The following is a 14644-nucleotide window of genomic DNA, read 5'->3' as shown; positions in this document are numbered from 1 at the left end:
AAGCATCCGCGCACAGACCGCGGAGCCAGACAAGATCGGGAGCCCATGAACGTCCAGGGAAACATCGCCACGAATCCGTCCGTGGCCCAACCGACCGAACATTTCGATGTCATCGTGGTCGGCGCCGGCATTTCCGGCATCGGCGCCGCCTATCATCTCACCCAGCAAAGCCCGAACAAGCGCTTCGCCATCCTCGAAATGAAGGACGGTTTTGGCGGCACCTGGCATACCCATCGCTATCCCGGCATCCGCTCCGACAGCGATCTCCACACCTTTGGCTATCGCTTCAAGCCATGGACCTCGGCGCCGATCGCAACGGCCGCCGAGATCAAGGCCTATATGGGCGCGGTGATCACCGAGAACGGCATTGACCAGCACATCCGCTACCACCACAAGATTCTCAGCGCGAACTGGTCGAATGACGACAAGCTCTGGACGCTGACGGTGACGCGCACCGACACCGATGAGACCCTATCCTTCACCACGCGCTTCCTGTGGATGTGCCAGGGCTACTACAATCACGCCAAGGGATTCACGCCGGACTGGCCCGGGCTCGATTCCTTCAAAGGCACGGTGGTGCATCCGCAGACCTGGCCTGATGATCTCGATCTGTCCGGCAAACGCGTCACCGTCATCGGCTCCGGCGCGACCGCAGCCACGGTGGTGCCTGCCATTGCCGATCAATGCGCGGGCGTCACCATGCTGCAGCGCTCGCCGACCTTCTTCATCACCGGGCGGAATGCCAATGTGCTGGCGGAGACGCTGCGTGAACTCGATATCGACGAGACATGGGTCCACGAGATCGTCCGCCGCAAGGTCCTGTTCGACCAGGCCGCCTTCACCAAGCGCGCGCAGAACGAGCCGGACGCGGTGCGCGATGAATTGCTGAAAGGCGTCCGCGCCCATCTTGGCGACGACTATGACATCGCCACCCATTTCACGCCGCGCTACCGGCCATGGCGTCAGCGCATCGCCTTCATCCCCGATGCCGACCTGTTCAAGAGCGTGCGCGCCGGCAAGGCAACGGTGGTGACCGACGAGATCGCGCACTTTGACGAGACCGGCATCGCGCTGAAATCAGGCGACCGGATCGATGCCGATATCGTCATCACCGCCACCGGCTTTGATCTCAACGTGCTCGGCGACATCGCCTTCTCCATCGATGATGAGCCGCTGAATTTCGCCGACACGGTGACCTATCGCGGCATGATGTTCACGGGCGTGCCGAACATGGTGTGGATTTTCGGCTATTTCCGCGCCAGCTGGACGCTGCGCGTGGATATCGTCGCGGATTTCGTCTGTCGTCTGCTGCGGCATATGGACGAGAAGGGTGTCGATATGGTCGCGCCGGCCTTGCGGCCCGAGGACAGCGACATGCCCTTGCTGCCATGGATCGACGAACAGGACTTCAACCCCGGCTACATCATGCGCGGGCTGCATCTGCTGCCCAAGCGCGGCGACAAGCCGGAATGGCAGCACGACCAGAATTACTGGAGCGATCGCGAGGTATTTCCGGCGATCGATCTCGATGATCCCGTGTTCAAATATAGCTAGCGGCCTTCGCCTTCTCCCCGCTTGCGGGGAGAAGGCGGCGCGGACGAAGTCCGCGACGGATGAGGGGGCTCTCCGCACGCACGAAGCAAGTGGAGAGCCCCCTCACCCGACTTCCACGCGCTTTGCGCGTAGCAGTCGACCTCTCCCCGCAAGCGGGGAGAGGTTAAAAAAAGAAACTACTTCTTCACCGCACCATCGGGATGGGTCGGATCGACCCACAACACCGTCTCCGGCTTCTCCACCGGCTCGATGTCGATATTGACCGCCACTGCTTCGCCGTCGCTGCGCACCAACACGCATTCCAGCACTTCGTCGCGGCTGGCATTGATTTCCTGATGCGGCACATAAGGCGGCACGAAGATGAAATCGCCCGGGCCGGCCTCGGCGGTGAACTGAAGCTGCTCGCCCCAGCGCATCCGGGCCTTGCCCTTGACCACATAGATCACGCTTTCGAGATGGCCATGATGATGCGCGCCGGTCTTGGCGTCCGGCTGGATCGAGACCGTACCGGCCCACAGCTTCTGCGCGCCGACGCGGGCGAAATTGATCGCTGCGGCGCGGTCCATGCCCTTGGTCGAGGGCACATTGGTGTCGAGATTATCGGCCGGAATGACGCGCACGCCGTCATGCTTCCAGCGATCGGTGTCATGGCTGTGATCGTGAGAGTGATCGTGCGGATGGGTGTGATCGTGACCGTGACCGGACATGGCAGCGCCTTCTTCAGATCCGTGACAGCGAGCGACACGGCATGTGCGGCATCACGATCGCGGAATTCCAGGAACATTCAATCAAGCTGGCAATTGACCTTGCGAAGCTCAACCGGGGCGGCGTCATTCGAGAATAATTCTCGGAACAAAACCGCCTCACGTCAGACAGGAGTATCTCATGGGTGCCACCGCAGACAAGATCAAGGGTAACGCCAACGAAGCCATCGGCAAGGCCAAGCAGGGCATTGGCGAGGCTGTCGGCTCCGAGAAGCTGCAGGGCGAAGGCCTGATCCAGGAAGGCAAGGGTCACGCGCAGAAGGCAGTTGGCGATGCCAAGCAGGCCGCGAAGGATGCCGCCGACAAGGCGTCGGATTTCGCGAACCGCAAGCTCTAAGCCTTCATTTCGCAAGCGTGGCATGACTACCACGCCTGCCGCAGGTGACGCTGCACGAGAGCCGGTCCTTCGGGGCCGGCTTTTGTGCGTCTGAAGACTGGCATACCAGCGCGCGGAAGGGTTTCGCCACCGCCTGCGCTTTGCTACATCCCCGGCATGTACAAGGTTGCTGCCCTTTACCAATTCGCTGCCCTGCCTGACTTTCGTCAATTGCAGGCGCCGCTCCGCGCGCTCTGCGACCAACTCGGCATCAAGGGCAGCCTGTTGCTGGCCGATGAAGGCATCAACGGCACCATCGCCGGCAAGGATGCCGAGATCGCTGCGCTGGTGCGAGAGCTGGAAAGCGGCGTGCTGTTCGGCGGTCGGCTGAACAATCTCGAACTGAAATATTCCCGCGCCAGCATGATGCCATTCCTGCACATGAAGGTGCGGCTGAAGAAGGAAATCGTCACACTCGGCGATCCCCTCACCGATCCCAACAGACTGGTGGGCACCTATGTGAACGCCGCTGACTGGAATGCGCTGATCGCTGCCGAGGACACGCTGGTGCTCGACACCCGCAATGCGTTCGAGGTGGCGATGGGAACATTCGACGGCGCGATCGATCCACAGATTGCCAGCTTCGGCCAATTCAAGGACTTCGTCGCCAAAACGCTTGATCCGGCCAAGCACAAGAAGATCGCCATGTTCTGCACCGGCGGCATCCGCTGCGAGAAGGCGAGTTCCTACATGCTCGCCCATGGCTTTGCCGAGGTCTATCACCTCAAGGGCGGCATCCTGCAATATCTCGAGGACATTCCCGAAAGCGAAAGCCTGTGGCGCGGCGAGTGCTTTGTGTTCGACCAGCGCGTTGCGCTTGGTCACGGGCTGGTCGAGAGCCAGTCGATCCGGCCAGACCTGCCGATCAATTCTGAAGACTTTGCCCTGACGCGTGAGGCTGAAGATGAGTGAGATCGAAGGCCTGCGCGAGCGGATCGAGACGATGGAGGTCCGCATCGCCTATCAGGACGACACGATCGAGACGCTGAATGCGACGATCACCGCGCAGTGGAAGCAGATCGACATGCTGACGCGGCAGATGGCAGCACTGGGCGAGCGACTGACCGAAGCCGAGACGGCGGCAGGCACGCCCGGGAATGAACGGCCGCCGCATTATTGACAGTCGTCCCCGCGCAGGCGGGGACCCATAGCCTCTGTCGGATGTGGTGAGAAAGCAGAGTTACGACGACGATCGATCATCGCCTCCACAGCGTGTATGGATCCCGGCCTTTGCCGGGATGACAGCTACGCCGACAAATCGCCACTCAGCCTGCGATCCCGCAACTCGCGCTTCAGCACCTTGCCAATCGCACTGCGCGGCAGCACATCGACCATGACGACATCATTGAGCCGCTGGAATTTACCGAGCCGCTCATTGGCCCAGCTCTTGAGCCCAGATGCGTCTGCTGACGCACCGGGCCGCAGCACGACGAACGCCACCGGCGTCTCGCCCCACTCCTCCGATGGCATCGCGACCACCGCCGCCTCCAGCACCGCATCGTGCTGGACCAGCACGACTTCCAGATCGCTCGGATAGATGTTGAAGCCGCCGGAAATGACCATGTCCTTCTTGCGGTCCATCAGCGTGAGGAAACCATCCTCGTCGAAGCGTCCGACATCGCCGGTGCGCACATAGAGCTTGCCTGACGCATCGCGCCAGAATGTCTCGGCGGTCTTGCCGGGCTGGTTGAGATAACCCTTCATGATGGTCGGTGAATGCCCGACCACCTCGCCGATCTCGCCCTGGGCGACGAAATTGCCTTCGTCATCGATCAGCCTGATGTCATGGTCGGGCCCCGGCTGTCCGACCGTATGCAGCTTGGTCGGATGTTCATGCGCCAGCAATATGCAGGTGCCGCCGCCTTCGGTCATCCCGTAATATTCGGTGAGACCACCCGGCCAGCGCTTCAGCACATCGGCCTTTAGTGCAGCAGCGAAAGGCGCCGAGGTCGAGAACTTCATGACGAAGGACGACAGATCGAAGCGATCAAAGTCCTCGACTGCCATGATGCGGCGATACTGCACCGGCACCAGCATCGCGTGGGTGGCGCGATGTTTTGCGCTGAGTTCGAGGAAGCCGCGGGCATCGAATTTCTTCATCAACACCAACGTGCCGCCGCCTGCTAAAGTCGGATTGAAGCAGACCAGTGTCGTGTTGGAATAAAGCGGCGTCGAGAGCACGGTGACCGCATCCGGCCCGTAGCCGAGCGGATCGAGCTGGCCGTATTGCCGCCAGCGCATCTGATGCGTGTGCACGATTCCCTTCGGCGTGCCCGTGGTCCCCGACGAATAGATGATGTTGAACACCCATTCCGGATCGATCGTCACGGGCTCGGGCTTGCTGCCGTCCGGCGCCAGCCACTCCTTGAATGCTTTGCCGGCCTTGCCGCCATCAAGCGCCACGCGCTGGATCGCGGGATCGATATCCGCTGTCGCGAAGCTGTCGGCGGTCGCATTGTCCATAAACAGGATTTTCGCAGCCGCATCCTTCACCATCGCGGCAAAATCACTCGGCGTCGATGACGGCGCCAGCGGAGCGACGGCGACACCGGCGCGCAGCGCACCGAGGAACGTCGCGGCATATTCGATCGACGAGAGCGCACAGATTGAAATCGCGTCCTGCGGTTTCAGGCCGCTTGCCTGCAGCGACGCAGCAATACGGTCGATCAGCGCATTGAAATCCGCATAGTTAATGGCGCGATCGGGATCGATGACCGCGGTCTTTTGCGGCAGCCGCTCGGCGGTGTTACGGACCAGCGCATCGAGCGTAACGAATTCGGGCATCGGTTTCCTCGTTTCTTGTTTTGTCTTGTCCTGCGAGGGGGCTCGAAGGATGGCAAAGCGGGTGATCCCGCCTATATTCACAGCACGTCGCCATGCCGACGGACGGGATCATATCCGATCGGACCTCCGCGAAAAGAGCCTTCATGACACAGCAGACCTCCAAGATTTCAGCCCCGGTTGCGCCGATCCATCCGCATTCCTTTACGACCCATGGCGTCACCGTCAGCGACGACTATGCCTGGCTGAAGGACGCCAAATGGCAGGAAGTGCTGCGCGATCCCGCGGTGCTGGAGCCGGAGATCCGGACCTATCTGGAGGCCGAGAACGCCTATACCGAGAGCCTGCTGGGCGGCACGGCTGCGCTGCAGAAGAAGCTCGTCGCCGAAATGCGCGGCCGGATCAAGGAGGACGATTCGTCGGTGCCCTCCCCCGATGGCCCGTGGTCCTATTTGCGCAAATTCCGTGAGGGAGGACAACACGAGCTGTTCGGCCGCACGCCACGCGATGGCGGCGAGGCGCAGATCATTCTGGACGGCGACGCGCTGGCCAAGAACCACGACTACTTCAAGTTCGGTGAGGCCCGGCATTCGCCCGATCACACGCTGGAAGCCTGGACCGCCGACATCAAGGGCTCCGAATATTTCACCATCCGCGTACGCGACTGGGCGACGGGCAACGATCTCGACGACCTCGTCGAGGAGACCGATGGCGGCGTGGTGTGGACGCTGGATTCGAAGGCGTTCTTCTATGTGAAGCTCGACGACAACCACCGCCCGATGCAGGTCTGGCTGCATCGCCTCGGCACCAAACAGGCTGACGACAAGCTTGTGTTCGAGGAGCAGGATAGCGGCTGGTTCACCCATATTCATGAAAGCGCCAGCGGACGTTTCTGCGTGATTGCCGGCGGCGATCACGAGACGTCCGAGCAGCAGCTGATCGATCTCACGACCCCTGATGCACCGCCACGCCTCGTCGCCAAGCGCGAAGACGGCGTGCAGTATTCGCTGGCGGATCGCGGCGATGAGTTGTTCATCCTCACCAATGCCGACGATGCCATCGATTTCAAGATCGTCACCGCGCCGATCGCAGCGCCGGAGCGCGCGAACTGGAAGGACCTGATCCCCTATCGCGAGGGCATCTATCTCATCGACATGGAGCTCTATGCGCATCACCTGATTCGGCTGGAGCGCGCCAATGCGCTGCCGTCGGTGGTGATCCGCGATCTCGCGACAAATGAAGAGCACGCCATTGCGTTCGACGAGGCCGCCTATTCGCTCGACACGCTCGGTGGCTATGAATTCGACACCACCAATCTGCGCTTCGCCTATTCGTCGATGACGACGCCGTCGGAAGTCTATGACTACGACATGGTGACGCGCGAACGCACCTTGCGGAAGCGGCAACAGATTCCATCCGGCCACAATCCGGCTGATTACGTCACCACGCGCATCATGGCGAAGACAGAAGATGGCGCCGAGGTGCCGGTCTCGATCCTGCATCGCAAGGATTTTACGCCAGACGGCAAGGCGCCGCTGCTGCTTTATGGCTACGGCTCCTACGGCATGGCAATGCCGGCCTCTTTCTCGGCGAATCGTCTCTCCTTGGTCGATCGCGGCTTCGTCTATGCCATCGCCCATATCCGCGGCGGCGCCGACAAAGGCTGGGGCTGGTATCTCGACGGCAAGCGCGACAGGAAGACGAATTCGTTCGACGATTTTGCAGCATCGGCACGTGCGCTGATTGCGGCGAGATACACGTCGGAGAAGAACATCGTCGGCCACGGCGGCAGTGCCGGTGGCATGCTGATGGGCGCAGTCGCCAATCGCTCCGGCGAGCTGTTCTCAGGTCTTGTCGCCGAAGTTCCGTTCGTCGATGTGCTCAACACCATGCTCGACGACACGCTGCCGCTGACGCCGCCGGAATGGCCGGAATGGGGCAACCCGATCGAGAGTGCCGAGGATTTCAAGACGATCCTGTCCTATTCGCCCTACGATCAGGTGGCAGCAAAGGCCTATCCGAAGATCCTGGCTATGGGCGGCCTCACCGATCCCCGCGTGACCTATTGGGAGCCGGCGAAATGGATCGCGCGCCTGCGCGCGACGATGACGGGAGGTGGTCCAGTGTTGCTGCGCACGAATATGGGCGCGGGGCACGGCGGTGCGTCCGGCCGGTTCAATCGGCTGGATGAGATCGCGATCGTGTATGCGTTTGCGTTGTGGAGCGTGGGGTTGGCGGAGAGTTGAGGCCTTCAACTCCGCCCTCATCCTGAGGAGCGGCCGTCTTCGGCCGCGTCTCGAAGGATGGCCGCAAGCGCGGAGCCAGGCCAACTCATGGTTCGAGACGGCGCTGCGCGCCTCCTCACCATGAGGGCGGAGATCAATGCTCCGGTCGTGTCCGCTCGATCAATTCCGCGGCGCCCTTGTCCAGCAAATCGAGCCCCACAGCACGACCCAGTTCACGCGGGCGATCGGCAGGCCCCATCCGCGTCACTTCGATAAAACGCTCGCCAGCTTCATCCAGCACGGATGCCGTCAGGCACATCTCGCCGCCATTGATCACCGCATAGGCGGCGATCGGCGAGTTGCAGTGGCCGTTCAGCACCCACAAGACTTCCCGCTCGGCATCGCAGGCCAGATGCGCCGCGGGATCGTCGATCAGCGACAGATGGCGCCGCGTGCCCCAGTCATTCGCCGCGCATTCGACGGCGACAATGCCTTGCCCGGCCGCCGGTAGCATTTCCTGCGGCGAGAAATCGCGTGCGATGCGACTGGCTAGACCAACGCGCTCCAGGCCGGAACGCGCCATGATCAGCGCGTCGGCCGGGCCGACCTCGCCGCCACCCGGCAGGCGTTGCATCTCGCTATTGTCGAGTTTTCGCACCCGCGTATCGGCAGCGCCGCGATAGTGAATGACTTCGATCTCGGGAAACAGCCGACGCAGATAGGCGGCGCGGCGCACGGCATTGGTGCCAATTTTAAAACCCTTGCCGCGTAACCGCGTGAGTTCATCCAGCGTCAGCCCCGGGCGCAGCACCAGCGAATCGGTCGGCGGATCGCGCACCAGCGTGGCGCCGATCACGAGGCCCGGCGTGTCTTCGTTGCCCGGCATGTCCTTCAGCGAATGCATCGCCGCATGCAGCTTGCCGGCACGCACGGCATCGCGGATTTCACCGACAAAGGCGCCGCCCTTGCCGCCATGGCGCAGCAGGTTGCTGGTCTGGTCGCGGTCGCCGACAGGGTCGAATTTGACGATCTCGACGGCGAGATCCGGCGCAGCCACATTCAGGCGGCGCGCGATTTCTTCCGTCTGCGCCAGCGCCATCGTGCTCTTGCGGGTGCCGATGCGCATCTGATCCGTCACGTGTCTCGCTCCGTCGCGCCGCCCACTGCAGGCGGCCATTGCAGCGCGGACAATAGAGCCAGCGCATGCACGGGGCAATGCGCTGGCTCAATGTGCAGGGCGGATAAGGCGTAGCCGCAATCCGCCGGCCGATTGCACGTGGCGAAGATCGGCGGATGACGCTTCGCTCATCCGCCCTACGCCGCCACGGCAGTCTTCTTCGGCACCACCAGATTGACCAGCACCGCGACGACGATATTCGCAACCAGTGCAATCAGCCCCACATAGACCGTTGCCTCAAAGCTGCCGACCGAGAGCAGATGCAGCGGCTTGAGGCCATCCATCCAGGTCAGATAGGTGCCGCCGAACAAGCCGACCACCCAGCCGGCGAGCAGCGCCGGTGCGGTGAACCAGCCGGTGAAGAGGCCGAAGATCAGCGCCGGCAGCGTCTGCAGGATCCACAGGCCGCCGAGCAGTTGCAGATCGAGCGCAAACTGCGTCGGCAGATAGATGATCACCAGCAGCGCGCCGACTTTCACCACCAATGATGCGAGCTTCGCCACCGTGGCTTCGCCGGCCGTATCGATCTGCGGATTGACATAGGCCTTCCAGAAATTCCGCGTGAACAGGTTGGCCGCGCCGATGCTCATGACGGCAGCGGGCACGAGCGCACCGATGGCAATCGCGGCGAAGGCGAAACCCGCAAACCAGCTCGGGAACAGCGTCTGGAATAGCGCCGGCACCACGTCATTGTTGCTGGCGAGCTTGAGCTGCGCCGCATGGCCCATATAGCCGAGCAGGGCGAGCAGGCCGAGCATCAGCGTATAGGCCGGCAACAGCACGGCATTCTTGCGGATCGTCGTCGCGCTCTTGCTGGCGAAGATGCCGGTCAGCGTATGCGGATACATGAAGGCCGCAAGCGCCGAGCCCAGCGCCAGCGTGGCATACGCAAAATACTGGCTCGGCCCGAGCAGGATGCTGCCGGAGCCCTTGGCCTTGAAGGCCGCGTCCGCCATGTTGAACACATTGGCATAGCCGCCGAGCTTGCCGGGGATCACCGAGATCGCTGCGATCACGGCGATGTAGATCATGATGTCCTTGACGAAGGCGATCAGCGCCGGCGCGCGCAGGCCCGACGAATAAGTGTAGAGCGCGAGCACAACGAAGGCTGCGATCAGCGGCAGTTCGCCTTCGAAGCCGAGTGCCTTGACTGCTGCGGCCATGCCGATGAGCTGCAGCGCGATGTAGGGCATGGTCGCGACGACGCCGGTGATAGCCACAGCGGCTTCCAGCGTACGCGACGCGTAGCGGCCGTGAACGACGTCAGCAGCGGTGACATAGCCGTTGTCCTTGGCGACCTGCCACAGTTTCGGCATCACCATGAAGACGAAGGGATAGACAAGGATCGTGTAAGGCAGCGCGAAGAAGCCATAGGCGCCGACCGAATAGACGAGAGCCGGTACGGCGATCACCGTATAGGCCGTGTAAAAGTCGCCGCCGACCAGGAACCAGGTGATCCAGGTGCCGAACTGGCGGCCACCGAGACCCCATTCATCGAGGCTTGCGAGGGTCTTCGGACGCTTCCAATGCGAGGCGACAAAACCCATGACCGTGACGAGGGCGAAGAAAAACAGGAAGACGGCGATTGCCGGAATGTCGAGCTCAGTCTTCATTGGGATAGGTCCGGTAAGCGAGCCACGTCAGGAAAGCGGTCACCGGCACCCAGGCGAGCTGATACCAGTAGAAGAACGGGAAGCCGAACAGCACCGGATCATGAAAATTGTAGAACGGGATCCAGAGCAATCCGATGAAGGGGATCAGCAACAGCCACAAATAATGGCGGCCCATAGCGGGGGTCCTCTCAAAAACGGGCAGCGCCGGATGCCACGATTATTTTACGGCGCAGAATTTTTCGGGGTGTAGGAGCGCAGCCATGGCGTGTAAACACAACTTCGCCGCAGAGCTGCCATTCGCGCGGCGGACGCGATTTCCGGGAACTTTTGCGTGATCAGTCGATCACGAAAAACGCCCACCACATCGAAGATGTGATGGGCGTCGATGTCCTGGAATCGAAGTCCGATATCAGCGCGCACCAAACGTCGTATCGCCGAACAGCGCCTTCTGCGTCGAAGGCTGGGAGCGCCAATATTGCGGCGGCGCCTGGACTTGACCACCGAGTTCGGCTGCCGCGTGCCACGGCCAGCGCGGGTCGTAGAGAACGCCGCGCGCGATGGCGATGAAGTCGGCCTTATCTGCCTGGAGGATATCCTCGGCCTGCTGCGTCTCGGTGATCAGGCCCACGGCCATGGTCGGCAGCCCTGTCGCCGCTTTGACAGCCTCAGCAAAAGGCACCTGATAGCCTGGCCCGAGCGTGATCTTCTGCTGCGGCGAGACACCGCCGGACGAGACGTCCATCCAGTCCACACCGCGCTTCTTCAGTTCCTGCGCGAAGGCGATGGTCTGTTCGACATCCCAGCCGCCCTCGACCCAGTCCGATGCGGAAACACGCACGCCAACCGGCTTGTTGGCCGGGAAGGCCGCGCGCACCGCGTCGAACACTTCGAGGGGGAAACGCATGCGGTTCTCCAGCGAGCCGCCATAATTGTCGGTGCGCTGGTTGGCGATCGGCGACAGGAATTCGTGCAGCAGATAGCCATGCGCGGCATGAACCTCGACCGCATCGATGCCGAGACGATCTGCACGTTTTGCGGTCGCCGCAAAGGCATCGCGGATGCGCGCGAGGCCCGCGGCATCGATCTCCTTCGGAGCTAATTCACCGGGCTTGGTCGGGATTGCCGAGGGCGCTTCGGCGACCCAGCCACCCTTGTCGGGCGTGATCTGCTGGCCGCCATTCCACGGCGCATTGCTGGATGCCTTGCGGCCGGCATGTCCGAGCTGCATGGCAACCGCCGTTTTCGAATGTTTGCGAATGGCCGCCAGGACGGGCTTCAGGGCCGCCTCGGTCGCGTCGTCGTAGAGACCGAGATCGCCGGGCGTGATGCGACCGATGGCTTCCACCGCCGTCGCCTCGATGATCAGCATGCCGGCACCGGACAGCGCCAGATTGCCGAGATGGATCATGTGCCAGTCGGTGGCACGGCCTTCTTCCGCCGAATATTGGCACATCGGCGCAATGACGATGCGATTGGACAAAGCGAGGTCGCGCAGCTTGGCGGGAGAAAACAACTTGCTCATGAAGGATTCCGAGGCAGGAGGGGCGTGAAGGCCGACGCGGCGCCGGCTCGCAGTTCGAGATTGGGGCAGCGCGCGAAAAAGGCAAGACGGCACGGCGCCGCCAGATGCGCCTTGTTCAAAATGCAGCGGTCCCATGCAAATGAATATGGCTCAAAAACAGAAAGGCGCCCCGGTCACCCGGAGCGCCTTCGATTCATGATGCCGTCATCGCTGAAGATGACGATCGCCGATCAATACGGGCAAACCACGCGGCCCCAGCGACGGCTGAAATAGCAACCTGGAGCCACGAAACGCGGACCGCCATAGAAGCCATAGCCACGGCCGTAACCGCGACCGCCGCCACGATAGAAACCGCCGCCGCGGCCACGGCCGAAGCCGCCACCACGACCACGGCCACCGCCGCCGCGACCACGCTGGGCCTGTGCTGCGGTGCTGCCAGCAGTCAGCATGACCGCAGAGGCACCAATCAGACCAAAGCAATAAACAGAGACAAGCGCCGCGGCTGCGAGGCAGCGGGTCAGGAGGTTACGGCGCTTCGAAGTCGTTTGAGCCATTCTTGGGATCTCCCATTCTGCAGAAGCACGGCTTTAGAATGCTTCCGATGTCGAATTGTTCAACAGAGTTACTCGGCGAGCAATTCCAGTTCACGCATGCTGATGTAGCAGACTTTGAAACCAGACCAGCAATATGGCCGCGGCATGGCGTGCATGCAGTATCGACGCGAGAATAGGATCAAGCGCGAAGGCCGGTCAAGTTGACAGGTGCGCTGTGACTACGAACAAAGACGCATCGTGATTTGCGCTTGTCCCTGTTCATCTTCTCTTCATAGTACCTTGCATTATCCTCGCCGGCTCGGCTCGCAGCTGCGAGATGGTCCCGCCAGCCAGTATCCTGAACACAAAAAGTGAGCCGCATGGCCAAGTCCCGCTACATTCTCGGTCTCAACACCTATGATCACGACGTCAGCGCCTGCCTGCTGCGCGACGGCGAGATCGCTTTTGCAATCGAGAAGGAGCGCATTACCCGCGAAAAGCACGCCACGGGCTTTTACCAAGAGGTGATCGAATACTGTCTGCAGGCCGAAGGCATCGGCCTGAACGATGTCGAGCTGGTGGTCAGCAATTGCTACATTCTCCCGGTTCCGGAGATGGAGGACCGGCTGATCTATCAGGACATGCCCGGCTTCCTGCCCGAATATGAACGGCAGGATGCGCGGCGCCATCCGCTGTTCCGGTCGCGCAATGGCAAGGTCGTCGCCATCTCGCACCACCTTTCGCACGCTTACAGCGCCTTCGCCGTCTCGCCTTTCGAGGACGGCGCGGTGATGATCGTCGACGGCGTCGGCAGCTATCGCTCCGACGTGATGGAGCCCTACCCGGCCGAAGACGGCGGCTCGCCGCTCGCCCGCGAATCCGAAAGCTACTATACATTCAAGGGCACCCAGCTCAACTGCATCAAGAAAGTCTGGATGGAGCCGGATCGCGGCTTCCTCAGCGACGAATTCACCAACATGCCCGGCCTCGGCGCGCTCTACAGCCGCGCCTCGACCTATGTGTTTGGCGACTGGAACAAATGCGGCGAGTTGATGGGCCTCGCGCCTTATGGACGTCGCGAGCAATTCCCCTCGCTGATGTCGATCGAGAATAACAAACTCTCGGTGCCGCGCTGGTCGGCCGAATTCGATCAGCCCTATGTCGCTGACAGCGAAGGCAAGTGGGACACCAGCCCTTCCATGAAACACTGGGAGGATCTCGCCTGGCGCGTACAGGACGACACCGAAAAGGTGCTGCTCGCCCGCGCGCGCTGGCTGCGCGAAACCACCGGTGCGAAAAATCTCTGCATCGCCGGCGGCGTCGCCTTGAACTGCGTCGCCAATGGCCGCCTCGCGCGCGAAGCCGGCTTCGAGAATGTCTGGATCCAGCCCGCCGCCGGCGACAACGGCATCGCCATCGGCTGCGCCTATTACGGCCTGCTCGAAGTGCAGAAGCAGCCGCGCAGCTATGTGATGAAGCACTCCTACACGGGCCGCGCCTATGACGACCGCGAAGTAGAAGCCGCGACCCAGCGCACGCTGGTCAAGGCGCAGACCAGCACGGTTCGTAGCGACAATATCTGCCGGGATACGGCGAAACTACTCGCCGACCAGAAGGTGATCGGCTGGTTTCAGGGCCGTTCGGAATATGGTCCCCGTGCGCTCGGCAATCGCAGCATCATCGCCGATCCCCGCCATGCCGAAATGAAGGACATCCTGAATTCGCGCGTGAAGCACCGGCAGCCGTTCCGGCCGTTTGCGCCGCTGGTGCTCGCCGAGCGCTGCGAGGAAATATTCGAGGGCAAAGAGGATTCGCCGTTCATGCTGATCGCCAAGCCGGTGCGGCCGGAATGGCGCGACCGCATTCCGGCGATCGTGCATGTGGATGGCACCGCGCGCGTGCAGACGGTGACCGAAGACACCAACCCGATCCTGTATCGCCTGCTCAAGGAGTTCGAAGCGCTCACCGGCGTGCCGGTGCTGCTCAACACGTCATTCAATGTGAAGGGCGAGCCGATCGTGGAAACGCCGCGCGATGCGATGGCGTGTTTCATCAATACGGGAATCGATCACCTGATCCTGCATGACCGGATCGTGTCG

At 62.0% G+C, this 14644-nt stretch carries 13 protein-coding genes; 6 read left to right on the top strand and 7 right to left on the bottom strand.

Translation table 11 applies throughout. The features are described from left to right. Window positions 1-45: 45 nt before the first annotated feature. Complete coding sequence (locus ACIQ2A_RS15540) at window positions 46-1554, top strand: flavin-containing monooxygenase (protein ID WP_398480696.1); 1509 nt, start codon at window positions 46-48, stop codon at window positions 1552-1554. Window positions 1555-1730: 176 nt separating this feature from the next. On the opposite strand, the gene ACIQ2A_RS15535 is transcribed toward ACIQ2A_RS15540, so the two are convergent. Then, window positions 1731-2261, bottom strand: a complete 531-nt coding sequence (locus ACIQ2A_RS15535; RefSeq protein ID WP_398480694.1) for a cupin domain-containing protein — start codon at window positions 2259-2261, stop codon at window positions 1731-1733. Window positions 2262-2439: 178 nt separating this feature from the next. On the opposite strand from ACIQ2A_RS15535, the gene ACIQ2A_RS15530 reads away from it, so the two are divergent. From ACIQ2A_RS15530 to ACIQ2A_RS15520, 3 genes are all read left to right on the top strand, one after another. Then, window positions 2440-2655 (top strand): CsbD family protein, encoded by a 216-nt coding sequence (locus tag ACIQ2A_RS15530; RefSeq protein WP_398480692.1) that lies wholly within the window; start codon window positions 2440-2442, stop codon window positions 2653-2655. A gap of 156 nt (window positions 2656-2811) precedes the next feature. Further along, complete coding sequence (locus ACIQ2A_RS15525) at window positions 2812-3606, top strand: rhodanese-related sulfurtransferase (protein WP_398480690.1); 795 nt, start codon at window positions 2812-2814, stop codon at window positions 3604-3606. Further along, complete coding sequence (locus tag ACIQ2A_RS15520; RefSeq protein ID WP_398480688.1) at window positions 3599-3814, top strand: SlyX family protein; 216 nt, start codon at window positions 3599-3601, stop codon at window positions 3812-3814. Before ACIQ2A_RS15525 ends, ACIQ2A_RS15520 begins: the two co-directional genes overlap by 8 nt. 125 nt (window positions 3815-3939) lie before the next feature. Here ACIQ2A_RS15520 and ACIQ2A_RS15515 read toward each other — a convergent pair whose 3' ends face one another. Beyond that, window positions 3940-5478 (bottom strand): class I adenylate-forming enzyme family protein, encoded by a 1539-nt coding sequence (locus ACIQ2A_RS15515; RefSeq protein ID WP_398480686.1) that lies wholly within the window; start codon window positions 5476-5478, stop codon window positions 3940-3942. 143 nt (window positions 5479-5621) lie between these two features. On the opposite strand from ACIQ2A_RS15515, the gene ACIQ2A_RS15510 reads away from it, so the two are divergent. Beyond that, on the top strand, window positions 5622-7721 hold the full coding sequence (locus ACIQ2A_RS15510; protein ID WP_398480684.1) for a S9 family peptidase: 2100 nt from the start codon (window positions 5622-5624) through the stop codon (window positions 7719-7721). Between the two features lie 133 nt (window positions 7722-7854). Here the strand turns inward: ACIQ2A_RS15510 and hemC are convergent, their stop codons facing one another. The 5 genes from hemC to ACIQ2A_RS15485 all read right to left on the bottom strand — a co-directional run bounded on the left by hemC (window position 7855) and on the right by ACIQ2A_RS15485 (window position 12566). Next, window positions 7855-8826, bottom strand: a complete 972-nt coding sequence (hemC, locus tag ACIQ2A_RS15505; RefSeq protein WP_398480734.1) for a hydroxymethylbilane synthase — start codon at window positions 8824-8826, stop codon at window positions 7855-7857. Between the two features lie 188 nt (window positions 8827-9014). Continuing rightward, window positions 9015-10490, bottom strand: coding sequence for a monocarboxylate uptake permease MctP (gene mctP / locus ACIQ2A_RS15500; protein ID WP_398480682.1), 1476 nt, complete (start codon window positions 10488-10490; stop codon window positions 9015-9017). Continuing rightward, entirely contained in the window at window positions 10480-10665 is a 186-nt protein-coding gene (locus ACIQ2A_RS15495; protein WP_398480680.1) for a DUF3311 domain-containing protein, read from the bottom strand. Before ACIQ2A_RS15495 ends, mctP begins: the two co-directional genes overlap by 11 nt. 234 nt (window positions 10666-10899) lie before the next feature. Continuing rightward, window positions 10900-12012 carry an NADH:flavin oxidoreductase/NADH oxidase gene (locus ACIQ2A_RS15490; protein ID WP_398480678.1) on the bottom strand — a complete coding sequence of 371 codons (1113 nt, stop codon included), beginning with the start codon at window positions 12010-12012 and terminating at the stop codon, window positions 10900-10902. A 230-nt stretch (window positions 12013-12242) separates the two neighbouring features. Beyond that, on the bottom strand, window positions 12243-12566 hold the full coding sequence (locus ACIQ2A_RS15485) for a hypothetical protein (RefSeq protein ID WP_398480675.1): 324 nt from the start codon (window positions 12564-12566) through the stop codon (window positions 12243-12245). Window positions 12567-12925: 359 nt separating this feature from the next. On the opposite strand from ACIQ2A_RS15485, the gene ACIQ2A_RS15480 reads away from it, so the two are divergent. Beyond that, on the top strand, window positions 12926-14644 hold a 1719-nt coding region (locus tag ACIQ2A_RS15480), incomplete at its 3' end, for a carbamoyltransferase (RefSeq protein WP_398480673.1).

Origin of the sequence: Tardiphaga sp., assembly GCF_044336785.1 — a bacterium.
In the GTDB taxonomy this organism is placed as follows: Bacteria; Pseudomonadota; Alphaproteobacteria; order Rhizobiales; family Xanthobacteraceae; genus Tardiphaga.
The sequence above is the reverse complement of the archived record's forward strand: the minus strand, read 5'-3'. Positions and strand labels throughout refer to the sequence as shown.

What these genes read in the sequence shown, in the direction of transcription:
- ACIQ2A_RS15490 (WP_398480678.1), bottom strand. Translation starts at nt 12,012, where the DNA reads ATGAGCAAGTTGTTTTCTCCCGCCAAGCTGCGCGACCTCGCTTTGTCC.
- ACIQ2A_RS15510 (WP_398480684.1), top strand. Translation starts at nt 5,622, where the DNA reads ATGACACAGCAGACCTCCAAGATTTCAGCCCCGGTTGCGCCGATCCAT.
- hemC (WP_398480734.1), bottom strand. Translation starts at nt 8,826, where the DNA reads ATGCGCATCGGCACCCGCAAGAGCACGATGGCGCTGGCGCAGACGGAA.
- ACIQ2A_RS15515 (WP_398480686.1), bottom strand. Translation starts at nt 5,478, where the DNA reads ATGCCCGAATTCGTTACGCTCGATGCGCTGGTCCGTAACACCGCCGAG.
- ACIQ2A_RS15525 (WP_398480690.1), top strand. Translation starts at nt 2,812, where the DNA reads ATGTACAAGGTTGCTGCCCTTTACCAATTCGCTGCCCTGCCTGACTTT.
- ACIQ2A_RS15485 (WP_398480675.1), bottom strand. Translation starts at nt 12,566, where the DNA reads ATGGCTCAAACGACTTCGAAGCGCCGTAACCTCCTGACCCGCTGCCTC.
- mctP (WP_398480682.1), bottom strand. Translation starts at nt 10,490, where the DNA reads ATGAAGACTGAGCTCGACATTCCGGCAATCGCCGTCTTCCTGTTTTTC.
- ACIQ2A_RS15540 (WP_398480696.1), top strand. Translation starts at nt 46, where the DNA reads ATGAACGTCCAGGGAAACATCGCCACGAATCCGTCCGTGGCCCAACCG.
- ACIQ2A_RS15495 (WP_398480680.1), bottom strand. Translation starts at nt 10,665, where the DNA reads ATGGGCCGCCATTATTTGTGGCTGTTGCTGATCCCCTTCATCGGATTG.
- ACIQ2A_RS15535 (WP_398480694.1), bottom strand. Translation starts at nt 2,261, where the DNA reads ATGTCCGGTCACGGTCACGATCACACCCATCCGCACGATCACTCTCAC.
- ACIQ2A_RS15520 (WP_398480688.1), top strand. Translation starts at nt 3,599, where the DNA reads ATGAGTGAGATCGAAGGCCTGCGCGAGCGGATCGAGACGATGGAGGTC.
- ACIQ2A_RS15530 (WP_398480692.1), top strand. Translation starts at nt 2,440, where the DNA reads ATGGGTGCCACCGCAGACAAGATCAAGGGTAACGCCAACGAAGCCATC.